The following is a 20,630-nucleotide window of genomic DNA, read 5'->3' on the forward strand; positions in this document are numbered from 1 at the left end:
AAGGACGAACAAAATGAATACAAGCATGTTTCGTAAAGCTGCCTTGGCAACGGCTATCGCTGCCTCGCTTTCAATGTACGGATGTGGCGGTGGGTCTGGTGGATCTGGAGGTGGCAACAATGACCAACCTCAGGCTCAGCAATCTGTCAGTGGCAGCGCGGTTAAAGGGGTTTTGAAAAACGCGCAAGTAACAGCATTTGAGCTTGATAGCAGTGGCAACAGGCTTACACCTAACGTGGGAACCGCTCGCACAGACAATGCCGGGGAATACACGCTAACCTTGGGACCGAACTATCAAGGCGGGCTGATTGAGATTGTGGTGAGTGCAGACAGCGCCACCCGTATGGTTTGCGATGCCACAGAGGACTGCAATGGGGTTGCGAGCGGGCAAGAAATCTCCAGCGGCCTTGATGGGCTGACCCTGGCGAGCCTGGCTCAACCCACCCCCGGCCAAACCAATATCAGTGCCCCGGTGAGCGCTTGGACCACCCTGGCGGCTAATCGGGCCAAAAGCCTCGCGGGCGATGAAACACTTGCTACCGCCATTACTAAGGCTAACCGGGTAGTTTCCGAAATTGTCGGCTACGACATTAGCAAGGTGCAGGCCAAAGGGTTGTCTCAGTTGAACGCCAACAGCTCACCAGAAGAGGCGCAGTCTGCTGCGCTGAATGCTGCAGTTGCCGAAATAATATTTGGCAACGGCGGCAACTTTGTCAGCGCCCTGGCCGGTTTTTCCGAGGAACTGGATGATGGGAAAATTGAACTGGAGGGCATCTCGAACGCTCTCGATAAAGTGATTGCTGGCTCAGGGAACGCCATCGCCACCAATGTGCTGGACTCGCTTGCGCAGCGATCGCAAGAACTCAAGCTAATAAACGAACTTAATGCCGAGGATATCGAAAGCTCCGTCACAGCGCCCGATGCTCCGCTCGCGGATAAAGTCCAAAAATTTAAAACTTTCCTCACACAGGTTCGACAACTTGGTGACGGCTTGGGAGCCTTCGGCGACAGCAATGCTCTTGATACCGCCCTGGGTGCTGACGAAGCCACGCTCACCGCAATTTTCGATGCGGATACGGTCAACACACTGCTGCTGAGCTTCAATGTCATCGGGCAGGCTCTGAATGCTGTGATTGATGATCCGCAGAATCAGACAATAAATCTAAACGACCCTGCCGACGGCACTAATATTGGATCCGCTACGATTACACTCGATGATGAGGACAACTCATTTACCCTCGAGCTCATAGGCATGGCCACCGGCTCAACCGGCCAGTCCTTCCTGCCCTTCGATCTAAGCGTTACCGTGCCGGTTGCGCTAGCGGTGCTGACCGACGACAACACAGACCTGACCAGCTTGGGAGAAACGGCCACGCTGCAGGTTGACGGAACGGTTGGTGACCAAAATACCAATGTTTTGATCGAGCTAACGGATCTCAAGGCAACCCTCACTTTGGAAGAGGCACTGGCAGGCGATAACGGCGCAGCGCTGGATGGTGAGACTGTGCTGGCGGCTGCGCTTGACGGCGAGCTTTCTGGCGCATTGAACATTACGGCCACAGATAACTCAGACACTTATACTTTCAGCGGTGACATTCTGGGCCGCTTAGTCACCTTTGATGACGATGCGCGGATTTTTGACAAAGAGCTGCCGGTGTCGCTGGAGGAAATCAGTTTGTCTGGCGAATTCAGCGGTTCTGATAACGATTCCTTCGCCGCCAGCGCTTCGTTGAAGGTTCGGAATGCCCGCCAGTTCGATGTGTTTGGATGGCTGGATTTGAGTTCGCAATCCGTCACTGAAGGCGGTTTCTTTGACGAATTGCCATCAACCATCAAAGCCACGATCGAGAATCTCGCGAATGGCCGGGATTACTCAGGTGACATATTTTTCGACTCTGACAGCATTTTCTTCAACGACATACGTCTTATCGATAGTAACAACAATGTTCAGTTTGTCAGCGCTGCTTTCGGAGATGCAGAGCTACAAGAGGCTCTGGGGCTCGTGAACGATGCCTTTGAACAAACCTATAACCTCGAAGGCCTGGAACTCGACGTCTTACACGCGGAAATGGGATTTAACAAAGGCCAGGGTGGCGGCATTACGGCCGTGGCAGATGTCGAGGGACTGGATAATGCAGACAGCTTCCTAAACGCAACGATTTCGCTGACAACCGACATCAACTATGCAGGTTTCAGCGGTAAGGCAGTTGCAACGGTCAGTCGCAACTCGCTCATCGGCGGTAACCTGAACGTCAATTTCATAGCACAGGGTGTGCCCAATGCCACCGCCCAGAATCTGCGCTTGCAGGTCAGCAGCACCGATCTTGAGGGTGCGGGCAGTGCGGATATTACGTTCTCCAGCCCTGCGGGCTTCCGCCTGGCGGCAACGGTTACCTTCGATGATGATCAGGAAATTACCGCGCTGACCGGGGACGCCTTTGTGGGTGACGACGACATTGGTGACATAGAACTACGCAACGGAGTGCCCTTTATTGTTTACGCAGAGAACAATGGCGAGACTAATTTTGAGTCGCTGTTTTGATGGTGAGTTTTAACGTCAAACCTCAAGGGCGGCGCTTATGCGCCGCCCTTCTGTTTTTAACCGCCAGCCCAAGTGCTGCTCTGGCCAACAATATCGAGATTTTCGGACAGCTGACCATTCGGGCTGTTGACGAACTTGAGCCCATCAAAACCAGCATTGACGACTGGGGAAGCCAGTTTAATGAGGGAGAGCGCCAGTGGATCCGAGCCCGGGCAGAATTAGGGTTCAGAGTAAACCAATGGGAACTGTCGTTTTTTAACCGGGCGCTAGCGGATTTGAGGATGAACGAGGAAGCCGTCGCTTTTTACGGCAAAATCGCCCGGGGCGAATCGTTTGAATCTGGCCAGCAGATACCGGTGAGTGTTCAGGCAGAATCCTTTACCGCAGAGGGTCTCAGACTGGGTTATCGCTTTACCTCAGACACACTGGTTGTGCGCACCGGTTTATCCGTGTTTCGCTCCGATTATCTGTACTCTGGTTCGCTGGATGGCACCTTCTCCACCACAGAGGGTGATACGTTTGATTTGCAAGCAGAGGTCGATTACCTCTACCATCGCGATATTCTGTTACGGCGCCCGAACGTAGAACCTGCCACCGGCACCGGATTCTCTCTGGATGTTCATGCCACCTGGCAAGCCATGCCGGGGCTGCGTATTGAGCTGGGCGCGGAAGACCTGGCTGCCAGAATTCGCTGGCGCAACGCTCCGTTCACCAGAGCGACCGCGAACACGGAAAGGCGCTCAACCGGAGACGCCGGGTTTTCAGGGCTCCAGCCCACAATAGAAGGCGTGGAGGGGTATCGACCGCGTTACACACAACGGCTCTCTCCGAAGTTTGATGGCGCCCTTGAATTGGGCGAAGGAACCTTTCGCCCGAGAATTGAACTCGTTCATCAGTTTGATGACACCTACGCAGGTATTGGTGGTGTTCTAGCTTCCACCAATGCCCATCGGTTTGGGCTGATGCTGTACCCCAAATACAATTCTGTTGGGTTTCTGCTGAAATTCAGCCAGTTTTCCGCAGAACTTTCCGCCGACGATGTTGATGAGCGGAAAATCGGCGCGGTCTCACTGTCTTTATCTTTTGGCTACTGAATCGCACGCGCTGCTAAAGCTCCTTGAGTAAAGTTTGCGCTCGTTCGAACAGGTCCGCAACGGGCAGATTAGCGCTGTGGATATGAATAACCGGCGAGTTGTTCTCTGCGTAGTTGGCCGTGCTGATGCCCACCGGGATCATCAAAAACACAAATATCATGGCGCGTTGTACTGCCCTGCTCTTGGACGACATACACAGCGTGATTGTTATCCAGAAAAACACCGATAGTAACCAGAGGGTACCGAGCATAACCCATAAGTCGACTATCCAACTGAGATCTACAAACGGGATATTGGGAACAGGGTATGAAAACGTAAAACTCCTATCCAAAAAGCTGTTTACAAAATTATTTTGTTTTGAAATGACGTTATCGACTAACCAAACCATTGCTGCAAAGACACTGAAACCAGCAACTACCGAGTGGCGCGTCATGGCATGCTCTCCATCAAAGGTATTCCTGGCGTCCGTTTGGGATGTTCGCCAGGCACCCTTGCCTGGCGTGGTTGGATTGCAAAACTACAACAGTGGCTGAGACCGATTAAAACGGCAGTTCTGGGCCCGGCTATCGCAGATATCGATCCACAGTGGGTCAGCGTTTGGATTTACGTTCCTCAGCAGGAAAACAGGTTCACGGCTCTGGGCAATGGCCACTTTGCTACCCGTGCGGGTTGTCTGGAAAACGATAAATCTGTCCGCACTGGATAATGAACCCGCTCCTCTCACCGTCACCTCGAAAACGTTGTCTAACGGCGTATTCAACGGGTTGTTTTGTAAGAATGCTTCCGCCGGGCGGCGCTGCGGGCTGCTCAGAAACGGCTCTATACTGGCGAACTCGTTACCGCTCTGTTTTTGTATACGGTCCATCGCCGATCTAGCATCAACAACAGGTATACGACTTCCGTTTGACTGAGCAACAAGCCGTGAAGTAGACACCAACAACTCGGTTAGGGCATCAGCCGCCAATGGTTCTACCGAAGATTGTTTCAATAGGCCCGCTATTCCGGCAACAATCGGAGCCGAGAAGGAGGTGCCGTCCCAAAAGGTCAGACGGCCGAGACGATCCAGCGAAAGTACTTCTGAGCCAATGGCTGAAACGTTTACGTTCGAGCCGGTATTGGAGAAACCGGTCACGTCTCCGGATGAACGCACGGCACCGACTGTAATTACCCTTTGGCAATTAGCCGGGGCTGTATTGGCAGCATCTTGCCCGGCATTGCCCGCCGCAACCACGGTCAGAATTCCCCGGCGCCAGGCGTAATCGATGGCCTCCTGCAAATACATCGGGCAGCTGCTTACCTGCGCGCCTAACGAGGCATTGATCACATCGACTGGCTTTTGAAGCCTGGGTGCTTGTGATACCGAAGGGTCTCCGGCCAACCAACGAATCGCCAGGGCCGTATCCGTAAGTGCTCCTCTCACTCTACCGCTGTCATCACAAGTCAAAGCCCGAGCCGCAACGATATCAGCTGTCGCGATACCCGCAATTCCAGTGCCATTATTGGTGATGGCTCCAAGTACACCGCTTACACCAGTGCCGTGGGCATTCAGGCAAGTTGGTGCTACTTCGTTCTCAAGAAAACGCGGCCCGTAGCCATCGTCTGAGGCGAAATTGAAACCTTGAACATAGTTAAGATCATCTAATCGGTAGAAGCCGGAGTCCACAACACCGATTCGAACTCGTTGATCGGTATTTGACCGCAAGTATGCCGAGAGGATGTCTTGCACACCTTGCTGGCGAGACGTTGGCGACTGCCACGCAATCTGCGAGTTGAAACCCGGGTCTGATGGCGTTGCATTGGCGCTGAACGTACCTTCAAAAGATTGTGCTGAAATCGCCACAGTGCCTGATTCCGCTAATCGCGGGGCAATGGGCATGGTTGGGTTACTTACCCAGACATCTTTCTCTACTGCCGCCACATCAGGCAGGCTTTCTAGCTGAGCCTTGATGGCTTCTATGTTTTCGTCACCAACCTCAATGATTTCAGAGTTCGCCATAACTTCCCCGACAGACAGCGCTGACACGGTGTTGCGATAGGTCACCACCAAACGACCCGGACCCTCCGCAGATTCCTCGGCAACCAGCTGATTCGGTGCCGCTGCCGTTGCAGCAAATGCAGACAGAATCATCAGTGAATACAATCTGTTTTTCGTCATCGTGTTGTCTCTCTCACTGGCAGGATCGTTATTAATTGAACTGCACGAGCGTTTCTAAAGCGCGGTACTCCGGGCGTAGCTGTAAGCTGCCTCGGCTTGCAACCACGTAGCGATCGGAACTCATAATCCTGGAATAGGCACCTGCGCTGGACACATATTCCAGAGTGCCCGTGCTCAATCCACCTGGAGCGATAGCCTCAACAAAAGGAGCAATCTCAATGAGCTTGTCTCGGCCGAAGGTGCCGTGGTTAGCGATCATTCGCTCAGCAAACTGGAGTTCGCGGTTCAAAATCTGTTCGGAGACCAACCCCTGGCGGTAGCTGTCTTTTACTTGAGTGAGGTTGTCCAGAGCAAAGTTGACATCGAAAGACCACGGGCTGTTCGCCGGGTTAAACCTCTGCAGCCGGGTTTGAAGGCTCTGATGGGTGACATCGCCCCTCAGATAGGCCATTTGCAGAAAAAAATTGTAGAGCAATGCGTCTTCTGCGAGAGACACCAAGGCACTGCGACTATTGATCGTGTTAGCTACCTGGTTCTCGAGACCCATAGCAGAGGTATTCTGGATGGAAATGTTTACCTGTACCCTGTCAATTTGGTCCTGGTAGCGAAAGTTTAGAGTGACCGGCTCATTGACAGGCCGGTCGACTTCGCCAAGCGTCAGCGTCAGGCGGTTACTGACGACAGACGAAACAGAAACCAAACCACTTGCGCTCGTAACCGACACATTTTCTGGCTGGTCAAACTGACCGGTGATCGTCAAAGGCTGTGATTCAGGCCCGGTGTAAAAGGCATTCGGGAGTTTCACAAGTCCTTTGTCTGACTCCACGCCCCGAGCGCCGCTGTCGGAACCTGTTGAACTGGAATTGCCGGAGCCTCCACCTGAACCACCGCCGCAAGCGGAGAGCCCCAGAGCTACTGCCATTATTACAAGCCAATTTCTCTTCCAATCTGCTTTTTTCACGATGGTGTCCTCGTCACTGGGTCAGGTCGCCAAAATTCGGGCGCAGTTCAGCGCCTGTTAAAAACCATAAAGCGCCATTCATTTGACGAAGAAAACTACGGTATTCCGTCAAAAAAAGATGTCGGCCAGTTCACATCGAAAACTTGATGACGGGGAAAACCCTGCGAGATAAAGCGAGCAAGCTGAAAAATCGGAAAAACAAGAAGGGTAATTTGATTATTTAAATCAATGATCTATGAAAGCTGCGGCACACGCGGAGTATAGATAGGTTCAGCAACGGGGGTATGATTGGATGATTGTAAAGTAATGTCTGAAATCGTCAGCTTTATTTACACATTTAATTACATGCGTAAAAAAAGCTGACACAGGCTACGCTGAATACAACGTCAGTTTCCCAGCACCTCAACCGGAACTACCGGAAGAACCAGGCTGGACGGTGTATCTGGCCCAGTGTGGAGCGTCATCACGCCCAAAAGGGATGGCAGGAGGGTTGTGAGAACCGGTGCAATACCTTGAGCGACGTTCGAGGTGTTAATAGAAGCTCTCAATGCACTACCTGGCGGCACAAATGCACTGCTGGAAAAAATTTCCACGGAAACTTTTCGCACCTCATGGCGCTCCAGCATTGAGCGGTCCTCTACCCTGAAGGTATGCCAGGGCTGAATCATTTCACCGTTTACAAATCGGGAACGGCTTTCATCGAGCGAATTCATACTGGCAGTCATCAAGCCGTTGGTGATTGGGCTGGTGGTCCCGTTCGGATGGACGAGATCAAGCCGTACTGAAAGCTGAACATCCCTTGCGGTTGAAGAAACCCATAAATCAGCCTGCATGGGCCCATTCAGGTACAGCCCCTCCTCCCCGGCTGGTAACTCAAATTTGATCGCGCCGAGCTCAGAAAAACGGTTATCTTCCAGACACGGTAATGGGATCAGCCCGGTAAGCCCGGCAGTCCACTGCGTGGTGCTGAACGAGCACAGGCCATTCAGGGGCTGCTGAAGCACCTCAATTGTCTCTGTGGCTAAAGGCTGAGCAGAGGTTATAGCGCCTTCGGGGCCAAGATAGTAACGCCGAGCCTGCATTTGTGGGTGAGGCCAATGGCTCGCAGTTTCATACTTTTCCAGGCCCAAAACATACTGCGTTACATTAGGCTGGGCTTCTGCGCCAGCGTCTAGCCCCATTACATACTGATCAAACCACTGAAGGCGAAGAACGTCCAAAGGCGGCACTCCATCTCTAGGTAAACCGTCACTGGGAACACCAGCCGCCTCTATGTGGGTCCACGGGCCGATCAGAAGTTTGACAGGGACACGACCACTCAAACGCTCGTACCAAAGCGGCTCACTTCTCTGGAACAGGTCGAACAAACCACCCACCACGAACGTAGGCACGTTTATCTTATCTACGCCCTCCATGGGCGAACGAATTTCCCAGAACTCCTCGTCAAATGCAGTTTCTTGCTCGCCCAATAGCGCTTTGAGGATGGTAGGCACCTGAAAATCCAGCAGGGTACCAGTCAGCCGCTCTGGCACTGCAGTCAGAAATGCGCCCGGATCAGTTGGCAACAACTCGAGGGGCAACAAACCCAACCCTGTGACCAATGCCATCCATGAGGGAATGAAGGTGGCATTAACATTGCCACCGGTGAAGACAATATCGCGGTAGCCGTCACCAATCGGCACGATGGGAAAAGACGCTTTCACAGCGGGATGGTTCTGTTGCGAGGTGAGAACCGCGGTAATCCCCAGGTAAGAGATACCCTCAAGCCCGATAGCAGGGAGGGCCCAGGGTTGATCAACCACCCAATTAACAACTTCCGCGTAGTCTGCCTGCTCTCGTTCGCCGAACGCTTCCCAATTACCACCTGAATTGCCGGTACCGCGAACATCGACCACCACATGGGCATACCCGCGCGTAACCAGGTATTCATTGGCGCCGCCCACCTGCGGCACGAACTGCCCTACCGACGTGTTATAGGACGTTTGGGTTAATACAACGGGGAAACGCCCGTTCGCGGGAGTATCCCGGTTAAAACCCGGCAATGTCACTTTTACAAATAGCTTGGTGCCATCCGACATTTCAATGGTTTGATCCGGCAGCGAGACCGCATGCGTGTGTGTGGGCGCTCGCTCATAAGTACTCCATTCTGTAGAACCTTCCAGCACGACCGGCACGAATGTTGACTCAGTGCTACGGCTGCCAAGAGCCATCATTTCACGCACCGCTTTCGGCTGCTCGGAGTGAATCTCGGGGGGCTCAGAATTCGGCGAAGCAGGCGCGGAGCTGGACGGCTGAGAGTTCTGGTCTGATGAACCGCCACATCCAACCAGCAGGAGGGCAGCGCTGATCATTGCTAAGTAGAGCGAGGCTGTTTTTTTCATTGTTTATCCCAAATAAGACTGCATCAGGATAAAGGTTGCTCTACGATAAAGCTTGAGGCATTGGCCAGAGAGACAAACACCTGCGGGCCATTTCACCATGTTGTCATGGCCCGCAAGACGGCTTAGCGACGGATCACTCGCTCAAACCCAGACGCTTCATTGTTTCAATCGTGATGGCGCCGGAGGCGAGGCCGTTTTCGATCTGGTATTGAGACAGCGCATCTATTGTGCGCGGGCCGGGCAAACCATCCTGTTCTCCCGGGTTGTATCCGAGCTGGCTAAGACGTGACTGGAGTTTCCGAACCATGTCTCTTGTCAAATCTCTATCACACACGGCCTGGCGCGCAACAATCTGGGGGCGACCCTCAAACCTCCGAACATTTACCTCCATGGTTTCAGCGGGCACTTCCCTTTCGATGGTTTGGGCGGGTTCAATCAGTTCCGCAATTTCAAACGATTCAATCTCGTCATCCAGCTCTACCGGAACCACTTCAGCGGGCTGATCAACCACTTTACGAATAACGGTTTTGAACTCTGCAGGAATCACTTCAGTTCGGGTAGTTTCAGGTTTAACCAACCGGGTGACAGTGACCGTTTTTGTTTTTGCGGGGATCTCTTTAGCGCAGAAACCGAAAACGGCTGACGACGCTCCATAGGCCGCAGCGCCTGAGGTACGGCAAGGTTCCAGTTCTGTACGTGCTTGCTCCAGAACCACTTCTTCTTCGACGTCCCGATACTCTGCCGGCTCAACAACCAAACGAGTTGTTTCTGGCTTCACCAGCACACGCTCTTCAATCTCTTTGTAAGTTGCCGGCTGAACACGGAAGGTTTTCGTGCCTTCTTTGGTGACTACTTGTTTGAAACCACGACGAAATTCGGCTGCTGTCACTTCTAACCTTGTCTCGGAGTCGCGGACCTTCACGGTCACGCTATCATCGACAGGACGCGGCTGAACCTGAGCGTACACCCAACATTGCCCTGGTCGTATATCAAGTTCTCCATTGCCTGACTGACTGGTGAGCAAATCCGCCGTGCCGATAGATTGCCCTACTCTCGGATCCCTGACGGGAACCGGAGAATCCCCTTCAACGGACGAGGCTTGAGGCTGTGACTGTTCAGGAAGCCGGGCGCTTTGCAGCGGTTCTGCTGCCCGAGTCACCGTCGTTGCTTTCTGCTCGACCGAGGGTGATTCGTTCATCCCGAGCTCGTAGGTGTACAAGCCACTCACTCTTGGTGCCGGTTGCGGCTCATGCAGCGCGCAACCTGTTACCGAGAGGCTCAGCAAGGAAAACCCAATGAAGTGCTTCACAGAAATTGGTCTGCTCATGGGGCCCCTCATGATTGAGCTGTGAATTGTCGCGAGAACTCGATGCCAGCGTCGATCGCCTGATCACTCAGGCCTGTTTCACGCTGAAGCTGTTCAACCATTTGATCGCCACCGCGAAGGTAGTATGCCGCCACCATGCTACGGGCAACACTCTGCTGCCTGCCGGAAAGCTCATAGGCCGTTCTTAACTCGAAAGCCGCCTGACCAAACAATCCGCCGCGCATCAGCGCAATACCGAAGTCATTTCGTATTGAGGCTGAGGCGGGATCCTGGTTTTTCGCTTGCTGTAGCGAACCCAGGCCTTCCTGAACCCGGTTCGTCTTGAGATAGACGACACCCAGGCCGTGATAGGCGGCAGCGCTACCACATGCCTGGGCAATTTGTTCGAAGGCATCCTCAGCCTGTGCAGACTGCTCTACTTTAGCCATTAACTCAGCCCAACGAAGCCAATGTTGCTGAGTCGAGAAAGACAAGGTTTCGAGGCGAGCAAGGGCGGCGTAATTCTCTGATCTGGCCATCAAATCATCGATTGCATCCAGCTCAACTTGTTGTTCTGGCGTCACATTGTTGGAACAGACGATAGGAAGACTGTCATTGGAAGAGGCAGTGTCGGCATGACCATCCTCTTCGGCTTGCATAGCGGCACAACCGGCCAAAAACGTGGTCAAAGTAACGGCCAGAACCGGACGGGCGATCGCGTTCCAGTACTTCATTCAAATCTCCTTCATGAACAGGTGCGGTCAGCATATGACGCCAGTATACCCGAACCAGTGCCCGGTGCGAGCGAGACGGCTAACACAAAGCGATGAAAAAGTTGAGATGCTCTATTGCGACCGCCCCAGACCATTCAAGCAATGTTTTTGTGGTCTTCGGGTAGCGCTCGCGTAGACGACGAACGTGTTGATTTATTATGATATAGACCACATTATACTAATTGTTGCATATCGTTTTATCGTGGTAGCGATTCGGCTCTCTCAGCACGCTACTGATCGGGACCTTAATTATGTTGAAATCTGAAGCTCATACTTCACATGCAGGTGTTTCCGAGACTGCTCGTTCGGCTTTGCACTCGAGGGATGCCAAAGAAACTTCGATGCCGTCCCGCGCCCTCACCGGCAACGCTCTCACGCTGGTCAGGCCATCAGACAGGCTGCGAATGCTGATAAAAAACCGTCAGGCGTTTGGCCTCGACCCGGTTTTTAACCACAACGATATAAGACACTGGTTCAAGGATATGAGCGATACCGCTCTGAGGGTTATGGTGAATCGGCACTGCGCCAAAGGGGACGTCATCAGTGCTGTGTGCCATGGGGTATATCAAGCGATAGACCTGGCATGGAGTTCGAGGCAAATTCTCGTGGCCGCCGCACTTAAACTCCGAGGCGAAGATAGCACCTATCTGACCATGCACAGTGCCCTGACCGAGTTCAAAAATAGCCAGAATTTGCTCGTTTTCATTACAACTGGCAGAAATTTTATACTCAAATCTGAGCCACACGGTGTTGTTGCCATCAAACACACTCAGGTGCCATTGACAAAGTTACGCAAGTCGTTGATCTGGGATACGGAGTTATCTTGCTATAAAGCAATTGATCAACAGGCTGTCTTTGACTACCAACGCCACCACCTTGGGTTGAAATCTCTCATGAGGGAGGCAGGGGTTGGTGAGGAGCTACCCGATATCTCTCAACTGGGTGTCTGCTAGTATGAATACAAAACATCCCCAACCAGATGTACCTCTTATCGTCCGTGCCGCAGATCACTACGCATTGTTGTTTGCTGAAAAGCCAGAATGGCTTGCGGAAATCGGGATACCGAATTTTGAAGTGTACCTTGAGAGGCTCGATCCTTCTGTCGCAAGCCCGTTAGATGCTTTTCAGGGTCCAAATGGCGATCGCGTTTTTCGAGCGAATATGAGTGGTGAGCAAATCCCAGAAAACCGGTATGCTCTTATTATGCACATGCCGGTTCCAACCAATCTGATCGACAGACTCCTGGCCAACCGCATGTTTCTCCATCAGATGATGCGCGCATGTAGGCTGTATGAGATAGAGGCCGTGCCAGTACTGCATGAAAATGCCTCTGTTGCTCGTCCTGATCGCCTGGAAGCAGCCAATCAACTCAAGCAGATTCCAAGCAGTAAAGGAAGTGGTGCGCGAGCATCCAACAGCTATCTTGATCAGGCCCTGGCTCAATATCAGCGGCAGGCCCGCCGTCAGTAAAACTCATTTTCATGCGGGGCGATGAAAAATGGCCATCGACTTTTATGACTTCGGGGATCTGCAAAGTGGCTTTGCCGGCTGGAGGGTTGGAGGCACGATCCGTGGTAAACGCTACCAGAAATACTTTTCACTGAAGAACCCCTACGCCTCCATTGATGATGATATTTGGCGGGAATATCAAAAGTTGAGGGCCAGGTACTATGAAGCAAAAATGCTGGCAAGGTCAGCCGCCTGTCAGTATCGGGACTTCATCAGCACAAACCATAAACGCACACTCCCCTTGCGCGGCCTGGGGTTTCAGGGTATGACGCTCGCCATTCTGCAGAGCCCGGGAGCGAACTTTTACCGCTGCCAGTTTATTGTCAACAATCGAGGAAAAACCCGTAGATTTGCGATAACCGAGAACACTGACTTTGATGATGCGTGGGATGACGCCGTAACAGCCTGGGGAGAAATTTTTGGCATACGGCAAAAAGATATACAGATGATTCGCGACACCAGAAAACCTTCACCGTCAGCATTCAAAGAGCTCAGACGCTACATGAACGCGTGCGAGGGGCAGTCAATACCGGTAGACGCATTACATCACGTATTCGCGAAACAACGAAAACAGTTGTCTCAGAGCAAATGTTTCGCAAACGTCAAGTGCCGTGCACAAACAAAAAGCTCATATGATGAGTTAACACAACAGTTGTCGTCGATGTTCGCCACCGAAATCCAACAACTTCAGGCATCGGAAAGACAACGAGATCAACAGTAAATTGCGCGCCTCAGCCCAATTGACTTAAAAAGCCTGGCGACTCGTCGTTAAGGTCATTTGTATACTTTTGTAACAAGGTGTATTTTTAGTATAAATTAGTCAATACGACACAGCTCCAAAGGAGTTACATCATGCAACCAGCTCAACACGAAATCAGCATTTCTGAGAGGGTCTCAAGACTTCAATCGGTGATAGAATCTCAGAGTTTTGAGCTGGCCTTTCAACCAAAATTCCGGCCCTCAGGTGCTATCGGCGGTGTTGAGGTATTAGCACGCTGGCCGAACGCAGTGGCGGCTTGGCAACAACCGGATGAGTTTGTCAAGTTGGCAGAACGAGAGAGCCTCTCTGTTGAGCTTGATCTTCAGATCCTTGCCCAGGCAATGAAGCTTCTGAACTCTCTGCCTGACGTGATACGTGATCAACTCACCCCGATATCAGTTAACGTTTCAGCTACAAGCATTCTTAGCCCGTTATTTTTGCGCTCCCTGGCGCGTTCGCTTTCGTCTGAACAGGCGCCCAAACTAACGCTCGAATTAACCGAGACTGCACCCTTGCAATGTCTTAAAAGAGCCAAGCGAGTTTTTGACCGTTTAGGACGACTTGGGGCGTCCCTTTCGATCGACGACTTTCTACATGGTCACAACGATATTGATGTTTTAACAGCCTTGCCCGCAAACGAGTTAAAAATTGATAGAAAAGACGTCGCTTTGATTCACGAACGTGCAAGCTTCCAACGCGTGGCCGCAATCATTACCCTCGCAAAACAGCGCAATCTGGCCGTTACCGCAGAGGGTATTGAAAATGAAGGACAATGGACCTTGCTCAAGTCGATGGGATGTGACTTTTATCAGGGGTTCTGGCTCGCGCCGCCGATGAACATCATAGATCTTGAGGCGTTTGCTTCACGAAGAGCTCATCACTCGAATATTGCCCCTACACATCAGCGGGGCAGTATCTGTGGTAAACATTACAAAGACTTAAGCCTCAAGCCCGGGCTTGCGCCGCATTGATTTATAAAGCATCATAAGTGCAATACTATTGTCTAATAACAAATAAAATAGGATTACATTATGCCACTTTCAGAAGTGCTTAATTCCCTAAAAAACCTCAAAAACAGCGTCGTTTCAGCCACTTCGAGACGCGTATTGATAAGCACCCTGGTTGCGACTGGCCTTGCAGGCTGCTCAGCAAACCCTGTGTACACGACCACGGGAATTGTACTTTCCAATTATGCGGAGGCAGAAGCGACGCCTTACGTACTCGAAATGAGAGACGCACGTATGGCCTGCGCTCTTGGCCAGTCGCTGGACCCACTGGTTTACTCCTTCAGTCGCGTCACATCACCACCTGACACTACCGGCTCGTTACTGATGCTTTTGGCAGCCAACTGCTCTGAATATGAGCTTATGGAGGCCGAACTTGACTTCCTGAGGGCGAACTTCGAAGGTAATGCCAACGCCGCCAGGCATACCCGGGAGCGGGTTAAACGGTTAAACGCAGAAGTGGCCAATCGGCGCGTTCTGGCCTTCGATAGAGCCATGTCTGCTTTTGACTTTAATCCGGCGGCGGAACCGTTGGAATGTCCGTTTCTCTTCAGCGATCAAGATGAGCTGACGTTCATGCTGGGGCTGGTCACGGGCTTGCAAGCTATTGTTAATGATGCCAACTCCGGTGCCGCCGCCGGGGTGCCCCGTAATATTGCGCCCCAAGCGGAGCGAGCAATCCGATGTATCGACAACGAAAAGTGGGGAGGAATTCCGAATGCAGTTCGGGCTGTTGTGTGGCTGCTACTCCCGGATACCCGGCCCGATCTCTCTCCCGACCCGTGGCAGGTATTAGAAAATAGCAGCAAGCTCGGATTTGAGCGTGGGTACCGAGTGTCGAGCGCATTGGAGATAGTGGCTGCTGAAACTTTCGGAAGGCCGGAGGTCAAAGCAAAAGCTCTTGAGAAAGCGGCAGAGGCAGAAAAAGTAATGGAAGTATCCAGCGACTTCCCGTTGCTCGACTCCGTTGCCAAAATAATTCTTCTGCATGCGTCTGACAAACATTGGGTCACTGAGTATGGTTACAGGACTCCCTCAAACCAGTTTGGCAGTATGTCACCGGTTTCACAAAGGGCGCCTGTTCAAACGATGGATCTGGATGGGCTGCTCTAAGCCGTAAATTTGCTCACAACAATAGTCGGAGTATTCTATGCGTAAACTTTTCGCCGCAACCGCTTTGTCTGTGCTGATTCCAGCGACAGCGTCGGCACAGTCACTTTCTGTATGCGTGTTCGATGTGATAGGGGCCAATGGTGACGTTTTCAACGTAATGAAGGACTATGCCCTTGAAGTAAAATCGTTTGGGGTAACGCTCGACCTAAAGCCCTATACAGATGAGGGTGTTGCCGTCGGCGATTTCAACGCCGGCCAATGCGACGCTGTTGCCGCCACTGATTTGCGCACCCGTCCCTTCAATAAGTTCACCGGTTCAATAAGCGCCGTTGGTGCTCTGCCTTCCTATGAAAACCTCGAAACGCTGCTCGCAACGCTCGCTCAACCGAGAGCAGCCCAGTTTATGACGAGCGAGGGCTACGAGGTGCTCGGCATCTTCCCTGTTGGCGCCGGGTATCTCTTTGTTAACGACCGTTCGATCAACACTGCCGGGGCCCTGGCAGGTAAGCGCATGGCAACGCTTGAGTACCAGCGCGATGCCATCCATATGGTCAACTATGTGAAAGCAACCGTTGTACCCTCCGACATCACTAACTTTGCCGGTAAGTTTAACAACGGTTCTGTTGATACTGCATATGCCCCCGCCTTTGCGTATGAGGCGCTTGAGCTTTACAAAGGCATTGAGCCAAACGGTGGTGTTGTTGAATATCCTCTGGCCCAGCTTACGGTTCAGTTAATCGCTCGGGACGGTATTCTTGATGACGAGCAAGCGCAGAAAGCACGCGAGGCTGCCTGGGGAATGCATTCTCAGATAATGAACCTGATTGAAAGCCAGGAAGCAGCAATACCGGACAATAAATGGATTCGTATTCCGGACAACGACATCGTTGGTTATCAGGAGATGTTTAGGGAAAACCGACTGGAGATGCGGGACGGTGTAAACAGTGCCCCTTCCGTATACGATGCGCGCATGCTCAAATTGATGGCCAATATCCGATGTGCCAGCAACCCGGGTGCAGCTGAGTGCACGGCAGACAACAGAGAATGATGCGAGTTTGTAAGTGAAATCGCAAAGAAGCCGGGTGAGTACCCGGCTTCTTTGTTCATCTTAATGGTCATGGTTTGTCAGTTGTTTCATGGACCATGTGGCTTTTGCAGACGACTCTTCCCGTTCAACGCGTTCATTCAGATTCGCAGCACTGAAAGGGGAAAGCTCCAGAGAAAAACCTTGGCAAGCCTCTTTAACCGCAATTCTAAGCTCTGCCGGCATCGCGTACTGCTTCGCCACTGCCTGATTACTGCCCAGATCTCGCAGTGCCTGACCACATAGAAAAAACATTTCAAATCCACTCGCGGCCAGTAAATCGACCTCTGTTTTAAACTGTTTCTGGTATTCCTGGCGCATAATAGGCTCCGACTCGTTACACAAACAGTTCCAGTATATTATCCAACTTTGGCCATCGCGTTGACCATTGTCACATAATCCTCATAATACTTTACGGGCGTAATCCACTCTCGTCTCACTAGACCTTCGTCTATGTTGGCATCATTACGAAGGCAAGAAATAAGAATATACCCGTATCGTTCATAAAACTTCTTCAGCTCCCTGGCTTGACCGGGATCAGCGGCAGAATCCCAGTCTGCGTAAATAACATATTCTTCATCGTCCATATCGAAAGCGATCATTTGTGGCGAATTTGTACCAAACGATTCGTTCAGAAACACCGCATTCTTGGGATCACCACCATCCAAAGGCAAACCGTAGAGAAACCAGACAACATTTGCTACATCGCCGTTCTGGTCACGCTGTATGCCAACAGTTCCATCTAATACTATAGACATATGCCCCCCTACAAATCAGCTTTCCGCCCGGCGCTGAACAGCTTCCAGATACTCATCCATCTCTCTCTGGCTGGCAAAAACCGTCAAATCAGGCATGACTTTCACAATTTCAAAGACTTTCTTCACCCCTTTACTCATTTGAGTGACACTAACCTGCCCCCCCCGTGATTTCATGAGCTTTAAAGTCTTGAAAATTACTCGCAACCCGGCCGAGCTGATAAACGTAACACCAGCCATGTTAAAGGCGACCACTTTGGTAGAAGGTCCGATGATTTCTGACAGCTTTTTGTCGAGCTGGGGCGCTGTATCACTATCCAATGAGCCCTGCAGCTCCAGACTGACAGCTTCATCGGCATTGCTTCTTTGTACAATATTCAGAGACATGGTTCATCTTCCTTGGGAAATTCAGCGGTGTTGATCTCAACCGACAATGTATTAACTCCACTGCTGTAAGTGTAATCTAATTTATCGCTGAGCTGTGAAATGAGCGCCAATCCAAGCCCGCCAATACGCCTGAACTCAATCGACTGATCGATAATCGACACGGCGTGGGTTGGGTCAAAACATGGTCCTGCGTATTGAAATCTAAGCTTGATGACTCCGCCGTGATGACTCACACCCAACCACCACTTGAAGTCATCAATCTGACCGGCAACGTGCTCTCGCATGTTCGCATGGAATTCATCGATGATTGTACAACAATCGAACATTCTTTCACTATCAACGTACTCCTTGGGGAGCGCAGTTCTGACATAGGCCAGTATCGAGGAGACCGAGTCGTCCGGAGATATCGCTAATGTCATAGCGTTTGTCCATGGTGATGTATTGTCAGCATTGTTATGTCGTCCGACTGCGGAGCATTGCCAATAAATTCCTTAAGCTGATCTCTCATGTATCCGAGTAAAGGCTCTGTTTTACCCTCAGCCCGATAACCAAGGCCGAGAAACCGGTCATCACCAAACTCCTCTCCCGATCCATTAAATGCTTCGGTAACGCCGTCACTGTATAAGGCTATATATTGGCCAGGGTCTATCCGGGAGGGAACAACGGTGTAGGTGGCGCCCTCGTAAAGCCCCAGCGGTGGGCCTGCCTCAAAGTGATAGTATTCAGGCGCAGCGATGCCATTAATACCGAGTGGCTGGTTGTGGCCAGCGTTAAGCCACATCGTGTGGCCTGTTTTTAAATCAATGGTGCAAAGAATCATGGTGACAAACATGCAGGTATCGTTCGCCCGGCACAATTCATCATTAAGCTCCCCCGCAATTGCTCTGAGATCTCCGTCGCGGGCTCGCGCAAGCAAGTTCAGAAGACTCACTGTTTTTGCCATAAACAAGGCCGCTGGAGCCCCCTTGTCTGAGACATCGCCAACAGCAATCAACGCTTTGCCGCTTGGCAGTCTGATAAACTCATACAGATCACCACCAACCGCCTTTGCAGGTTGCAGCCAGGCTTCAATTGTCCAATTGCGATAGGTTTCTTTGAACTGGCCGCCACCAGGGACCATGGCCATTTGTATAGAGCGAGCGACACTTAACTCGCCCTCTAGTTTACGACGTTCAAATTGTTCGTTTTCCATGGCCTTGGACAAAGACTCAACCAATTGTCTGTTGAGAAGTACTGTTCGGACCAAAGTGCAAATCACTTTCAGATGCTCGATAACATCCTGTGCCAGATACACAAACTGCGACTGGATACCGACAAACCCAACCAGCGGCTGTTCTCGATCAATGGTTGCAAAAGGTATCACCAACACAGGCTTTGGTTCAGGCCCTACACAGATGTACCCATGCAACCGATCCTGATGGGTAGCGTAGTTCTCTGCCTGCCAGCAGGAGTCTTCACCAAGCCAGTCTTCGATCACGCCTTGCGGTACCCTGTGGTCGCTTTGGAGATCCTCAGAGGCGACATCGAGGTTCTTAGATGTGAACACAAGCGGGGCAAAGCCGTTACTCTCATTGCAACGTTCCCAGATGCCAATGGAACCTAGCTCGTAGTGAGCTGCAACCCTATGTAAAACGGCGCGCAGCTTTTCTTTGAAAGCAGCGCCAGGAGAAAGATTGAGCAACTCGACACCAAGTTCTCTCAACAGCCGTTCGCTCGAATAAGCCGACTCGAGATTTTCCCGCCACTGCTGCCGCTCTACGGCCAGTCCCGCGAGAGAAACAATTGAGGCAAGATCAGCGATTGCAACATCATCCGGATTTCTTGGAGTAGTGCTGAAAGCTGAAAATACGCCTAGCAGATTACCTTTTTGATCAATCACTGGCTCGGACCAGACAGCCCGCACACCCAGCTCCTCCGCGTGCTGGGAAAACCCTTGCCATCGGTGATCGTCAGCAATGATTTCACAAATAACCCTGTTCAGTGTGTATGCAGCTGTGCCGATCGACGTTTCACCGTAACGCGCTTTAACAACGGGGATTTTTTCGCGCCATTTTTTGGCAAACAGAGAGGAGCCAACTGCCACCAACTGGTCCCTTTGCTGGTCAAACAAAGACACCAGGCAGTGACTGTCTCGAAATCGAATCTCGGCAATTTTACAAAGGGTGTCAAAGACTTTTTCAAGCGGCGCGCCAGTGTTAATACTCGTCAAAACACGGTTTCTGAGAGTGTCCGCTATTCGGTCCATCTTATAACGATGGATGTTGTTCGCACTCAGGATTCGGGCAGCCTTGCCTTCGAACACCGTATTGCCAACAAAACAATCTGCCCAGACACCCTGATTGTCCTGGTCATTGAACAGCCATTCTTTTCTTTGGGAACCGCTCGCCTTGAGCGCTCCCATCCACTGTTCAAAGTCAAGCAGTGAGTAAGGGTGAGGCTGCCAGGCATCTGGGCGCATCAAGACCCTGTCCGAAAGCTCAGCTGAATTATCACAACCGAACAAATCAAGTGCCTGCTGATTCGCAAACATCAGTGTCAGACTATGCCTGTCGAACACCATGATGATAGAGGCTTCTTGGTTGAGCAGCGATCGGGTGTCAGAAATTGACGACCGAAGCCTGCGCTGGGCATTTTCAAGCGCCTTGGTCAGTTGCCGGTCTCTTGCCAACGATTTTTTACGCTCACGCCTCAAAGCCAGAAAAGTACCGACGAGGGCAATAGCTAACAGCCCTGCCAGCAGGATCTCCATATACGGAAGAATCCTCTCCAGAATGTCGGCTCCGTTCACTGCGATCATTCCCTGCGC

19 protein-coding genes are annotated in these 20,630 nt (G+C 51.6%); 8 read left to right on the forward strand and 11 right to left on the reverse strand.

Going from position 1 to position 20,630, the window contains the following annotated elements; translation table 11 throughout:
* Positions 1-13 precede the first annotated feature (13 nt).
* Both ACTZWX_RS13845 and ACTZWX_RS13850 read left to right on the forward strand, forming a co-directional pair.
* Complete coding sequence (locus ACTZWX_RS13845) at positions 14-2,542, forward strand: hypothetical protein (RefSeq protein WP_444714431.1); 2,529 nt, start codon at positions 14-16, stop codon at positions 2,540-2,542.
* A complete protein-coding gene (locus ACTZWX_RS13850; RefSeq protein ID WP_444714432.1) occupies positions 2,542-3,636 on the forward strand; it encodes a hypothetical protein in 1,095 nt (364 codons plus the stop codon). Before ACTZWX_RS13845 ends, ACTZWX_RS13850 begins: the two co-directional genes overlap by 1 nt.
* Positions 3,637-3,649: 13 nt before the next feature.
* Here the strand turns inward: ACTZWX_RS13850 and ACTZWX_RS13855 are convergent, their stop codons facing one another.
* The 6 genes from ACTZWX_RS13855 to ACTZWX_RS13880 form a co-directional block, all read right to left on the reverse strand.
* Complete coding sequence (locus ACTZWX_RS13855) at positions 3,650-4,069, reverse strand: hypothetical protein (RefSeq protein WP_444714433.1); 420 nt, start codon at positions 4,067-4,069, stop codon at positions 3,650-3,652.
* A gap of 84 nt (positions 4,070-4,153) precedes the next feature.
* Positions 4,154-5,791, reverse strand: a complete 1,638-nt coding sequence (locus ACTZWX_RS13860) for a S8 family peptidase (protein ID WP_444714434.1) — start codon at positions 5,789-5,791, stop codon at positions 4,154-4,156.
* A gap of 31 nt (positions 5,792-5,822) precedes the next feature.
* Positions 5,823-6,752 carry a hypothetical protein gene (locus ACTZWX_RS13865; protein ID WP_444714435.1) on the reverse strand — a complete coding sequence of 310 codons (930 nt, stop codon included), beginning with the start codon at positions 6,750-6,752 and terminating at the stop codon, positions 5,823-5,825.
* A 386-nt stretch (positions 6,753-7,138) separates the two neighbouring features.
* Complete coding sequence (locus tag ACTZWX_RS13870; protein ID WP_444714436.1) at positions 7,139-9,133, reverse strand: CocE/NonD family hydrolase; 1,995 nt, start codon at positions 9,131-9,133, stop codon at positions 7,139-7,141.
* A 133-nt stretch (positions 9,134-9,266) separates the two neighbouring features.
* Positions 9,267-10,460, reverse strand: a complete 1,194-nt coding sequence (locus ACTZWX_RS13875) for a peptidoglycan-binding domain-containing protein (protein WP_444714437.1) — start codon at positions 10,458-10,460, stop codon at positions 9,267-9,269.
* 8 nt (positions 10,461-10,468) lie between these two features.
* Positions 10,469-11,173 (reverse strand): tetratricopeptide repeat protein, encoded by a 705-nt coding sequence (locus ACTZWX_RS13880; RefSeq protein ID WP_444714438.1) that lies wholly within the window; start codon positions 11,171-11,173, stop codon positions 10,469-10,471.
* Between the two features lie 290 nt (positions 11,174-11,463).
* On the opposite strand from ACTZWX_RS13880, the gene ACTZWX_RS13885 reads away from it, so the two are divergent.
* The 6 genes from ACTZWX_RS13885 (at position 11,464) to ACTZWX_RS13910 (ending at position 16,646) form a co-directional block, all read left to right on the forward strand.
* Entirely contained in the window at positions 11,464-12,165 is a 702-nt protein-coding gene (locus tag ACTZWX_RS13885; RefSeq protein WP_444714439.1) for a hypothetical protein, read from the forward strand.
* Position 12,166: 1 nt separating this feature from the next.
* Positions 12,167-12,682, forward strand: a complete 516-nt coding sequence (locus ACTZWX_RS13890; RefSeq protein WP_444714440.1) for a hypothetical protein — start codon at positions 12,167-12,169, stop codon at positions 12,680-12,682.
* Positions 12,683-12,710: 28 nt separating this feature from the next.
* The gene (locus ACTZWX_RS13895) at positions 12,711-13,442 is read left to right on the forward strand and encodes a hypothetical protein (RefSeq protein ID WP_444714441.1); all 732 of its coding nucleotides are present in this window, start codon (positions 12,711-12,713) and stop codon (positions 13,440-13,442) included.
* A 131-nt stretch (positions 13,443-13,573) separates the two neighbouring features.
* A complete protein-coding gene (locus tag ACTZWX_RS13900) occupies positions 13,574-14,452 on the forward strand; it encodes an EAL domain-containing protein (RefSeq protein WP_444714442.1) in 879 nt (292 codons plus the stop codon).
* 60 nt (positions 14,453-14,512) lie between these two features.
* Positions 14,513-15,598, forward strand: a complete 1,086-nt coding sequence (locus tag ACTZWX_RS13905) for a hypothetical protein (RefSeq protein ID WP_444714443.1) — start codon at positions 14,513-14,515, stop codon at positions 15,596-15,598.
* A 37-nt stretch (positions 15,599-15,635) separates the two neighbouring features.
* Positions 15,636-16,646 (forward strand): putative solute-binding protein, encoded by a 1,011-nt coding sequence (locus ACTZWX_RS13910; RefSeq protein WP_444714444.1) that lies wholly within the window; start codon positions 15,636-15,638, stop codon positions 16,644-16,646.
* 60 nt (positions 16,647-16,706) lie between these two features.
* On the opposite strand, the gene ACTZWX_RS13915 is transcribed toward ACTZWX_RS13910, so the two are convergent.
* Genes ACTZWX_RS13915 through ACTZWX_RS13935 form a run of 5 tightly spaced genes read right to left on the reverse strand, consistent with a single transcriptional unit; the run spans position 16,707 to position 20,621 of the window.
* Positions 16,707-17,003, reverse strand: coding sequence for a hypothetical protein (locus ACTZWX_RS13915; protein WP_444714445.1), 297 nt, complete (start codon positions 17,001-17,003; stop codon positions 16,707-16,709).
* Positions 17,004-17,041: 38 nt separating this feature from the next.
* A complete protein-coding gene (locus tag ACTZWX_RS13920; RefSeq protein ID WP_444714446.1) occupies positions 17,042-17,440 on the reverse strand; it encodes a hypothetical protein in 399 nt (132 codons plus the stop codon).
* A gap of 15 nt (positions 17,441-17,455) precedes the next feature.
* Entirely contained in the window at positions 17,456-17,824 is a 369-nt protein-coding gene (locus ACTZWX_RS13925; protein WP_444714447.1) for an STAS domain-containing protein, read from the reverse strand.
* On the reverse strand, positions 17,815-18,243 hold the full coding sequence (locus ACTZWX_RS13930; RefSeq protein ID WP_444714448.1) for an ATP-binding protein: 429 nt from the start codon (positions 18,241-18,243) through the stop codon (positions 17,815-17,817). Before ACTZWX_RS13930 ends, ACTZWX_RS13925 begins: the two co-directional genes overlap by 10 nt.
* On the reverse strand, positions 18,240-20,621 hold the full coding sequence (locus tag ACTZWX_RS13935; protein ID WP_444714449.1) for a GAF domain-containing SpoIIE family protein phosphatase: 2,382 nt from the start codon (positions 20,619-20,621) through the stop codon (positions 18,240-18,242). Before ACTZWX_RS13935 ends, ACTZWX_RS13930 begins: the two co-directional genes overlap by 4 nt.
* Positions 20,622-20,630: the final 9 nt, after the last annotated feature.

The organism is Marinobacter sp. NSM, assembly GCF_052380025.1.
GTDB lineage: Bacteria > Pseudomonadota > Gammaproteobacteria > Pseudomonadales > Oleiphilaceae > Marinobacter.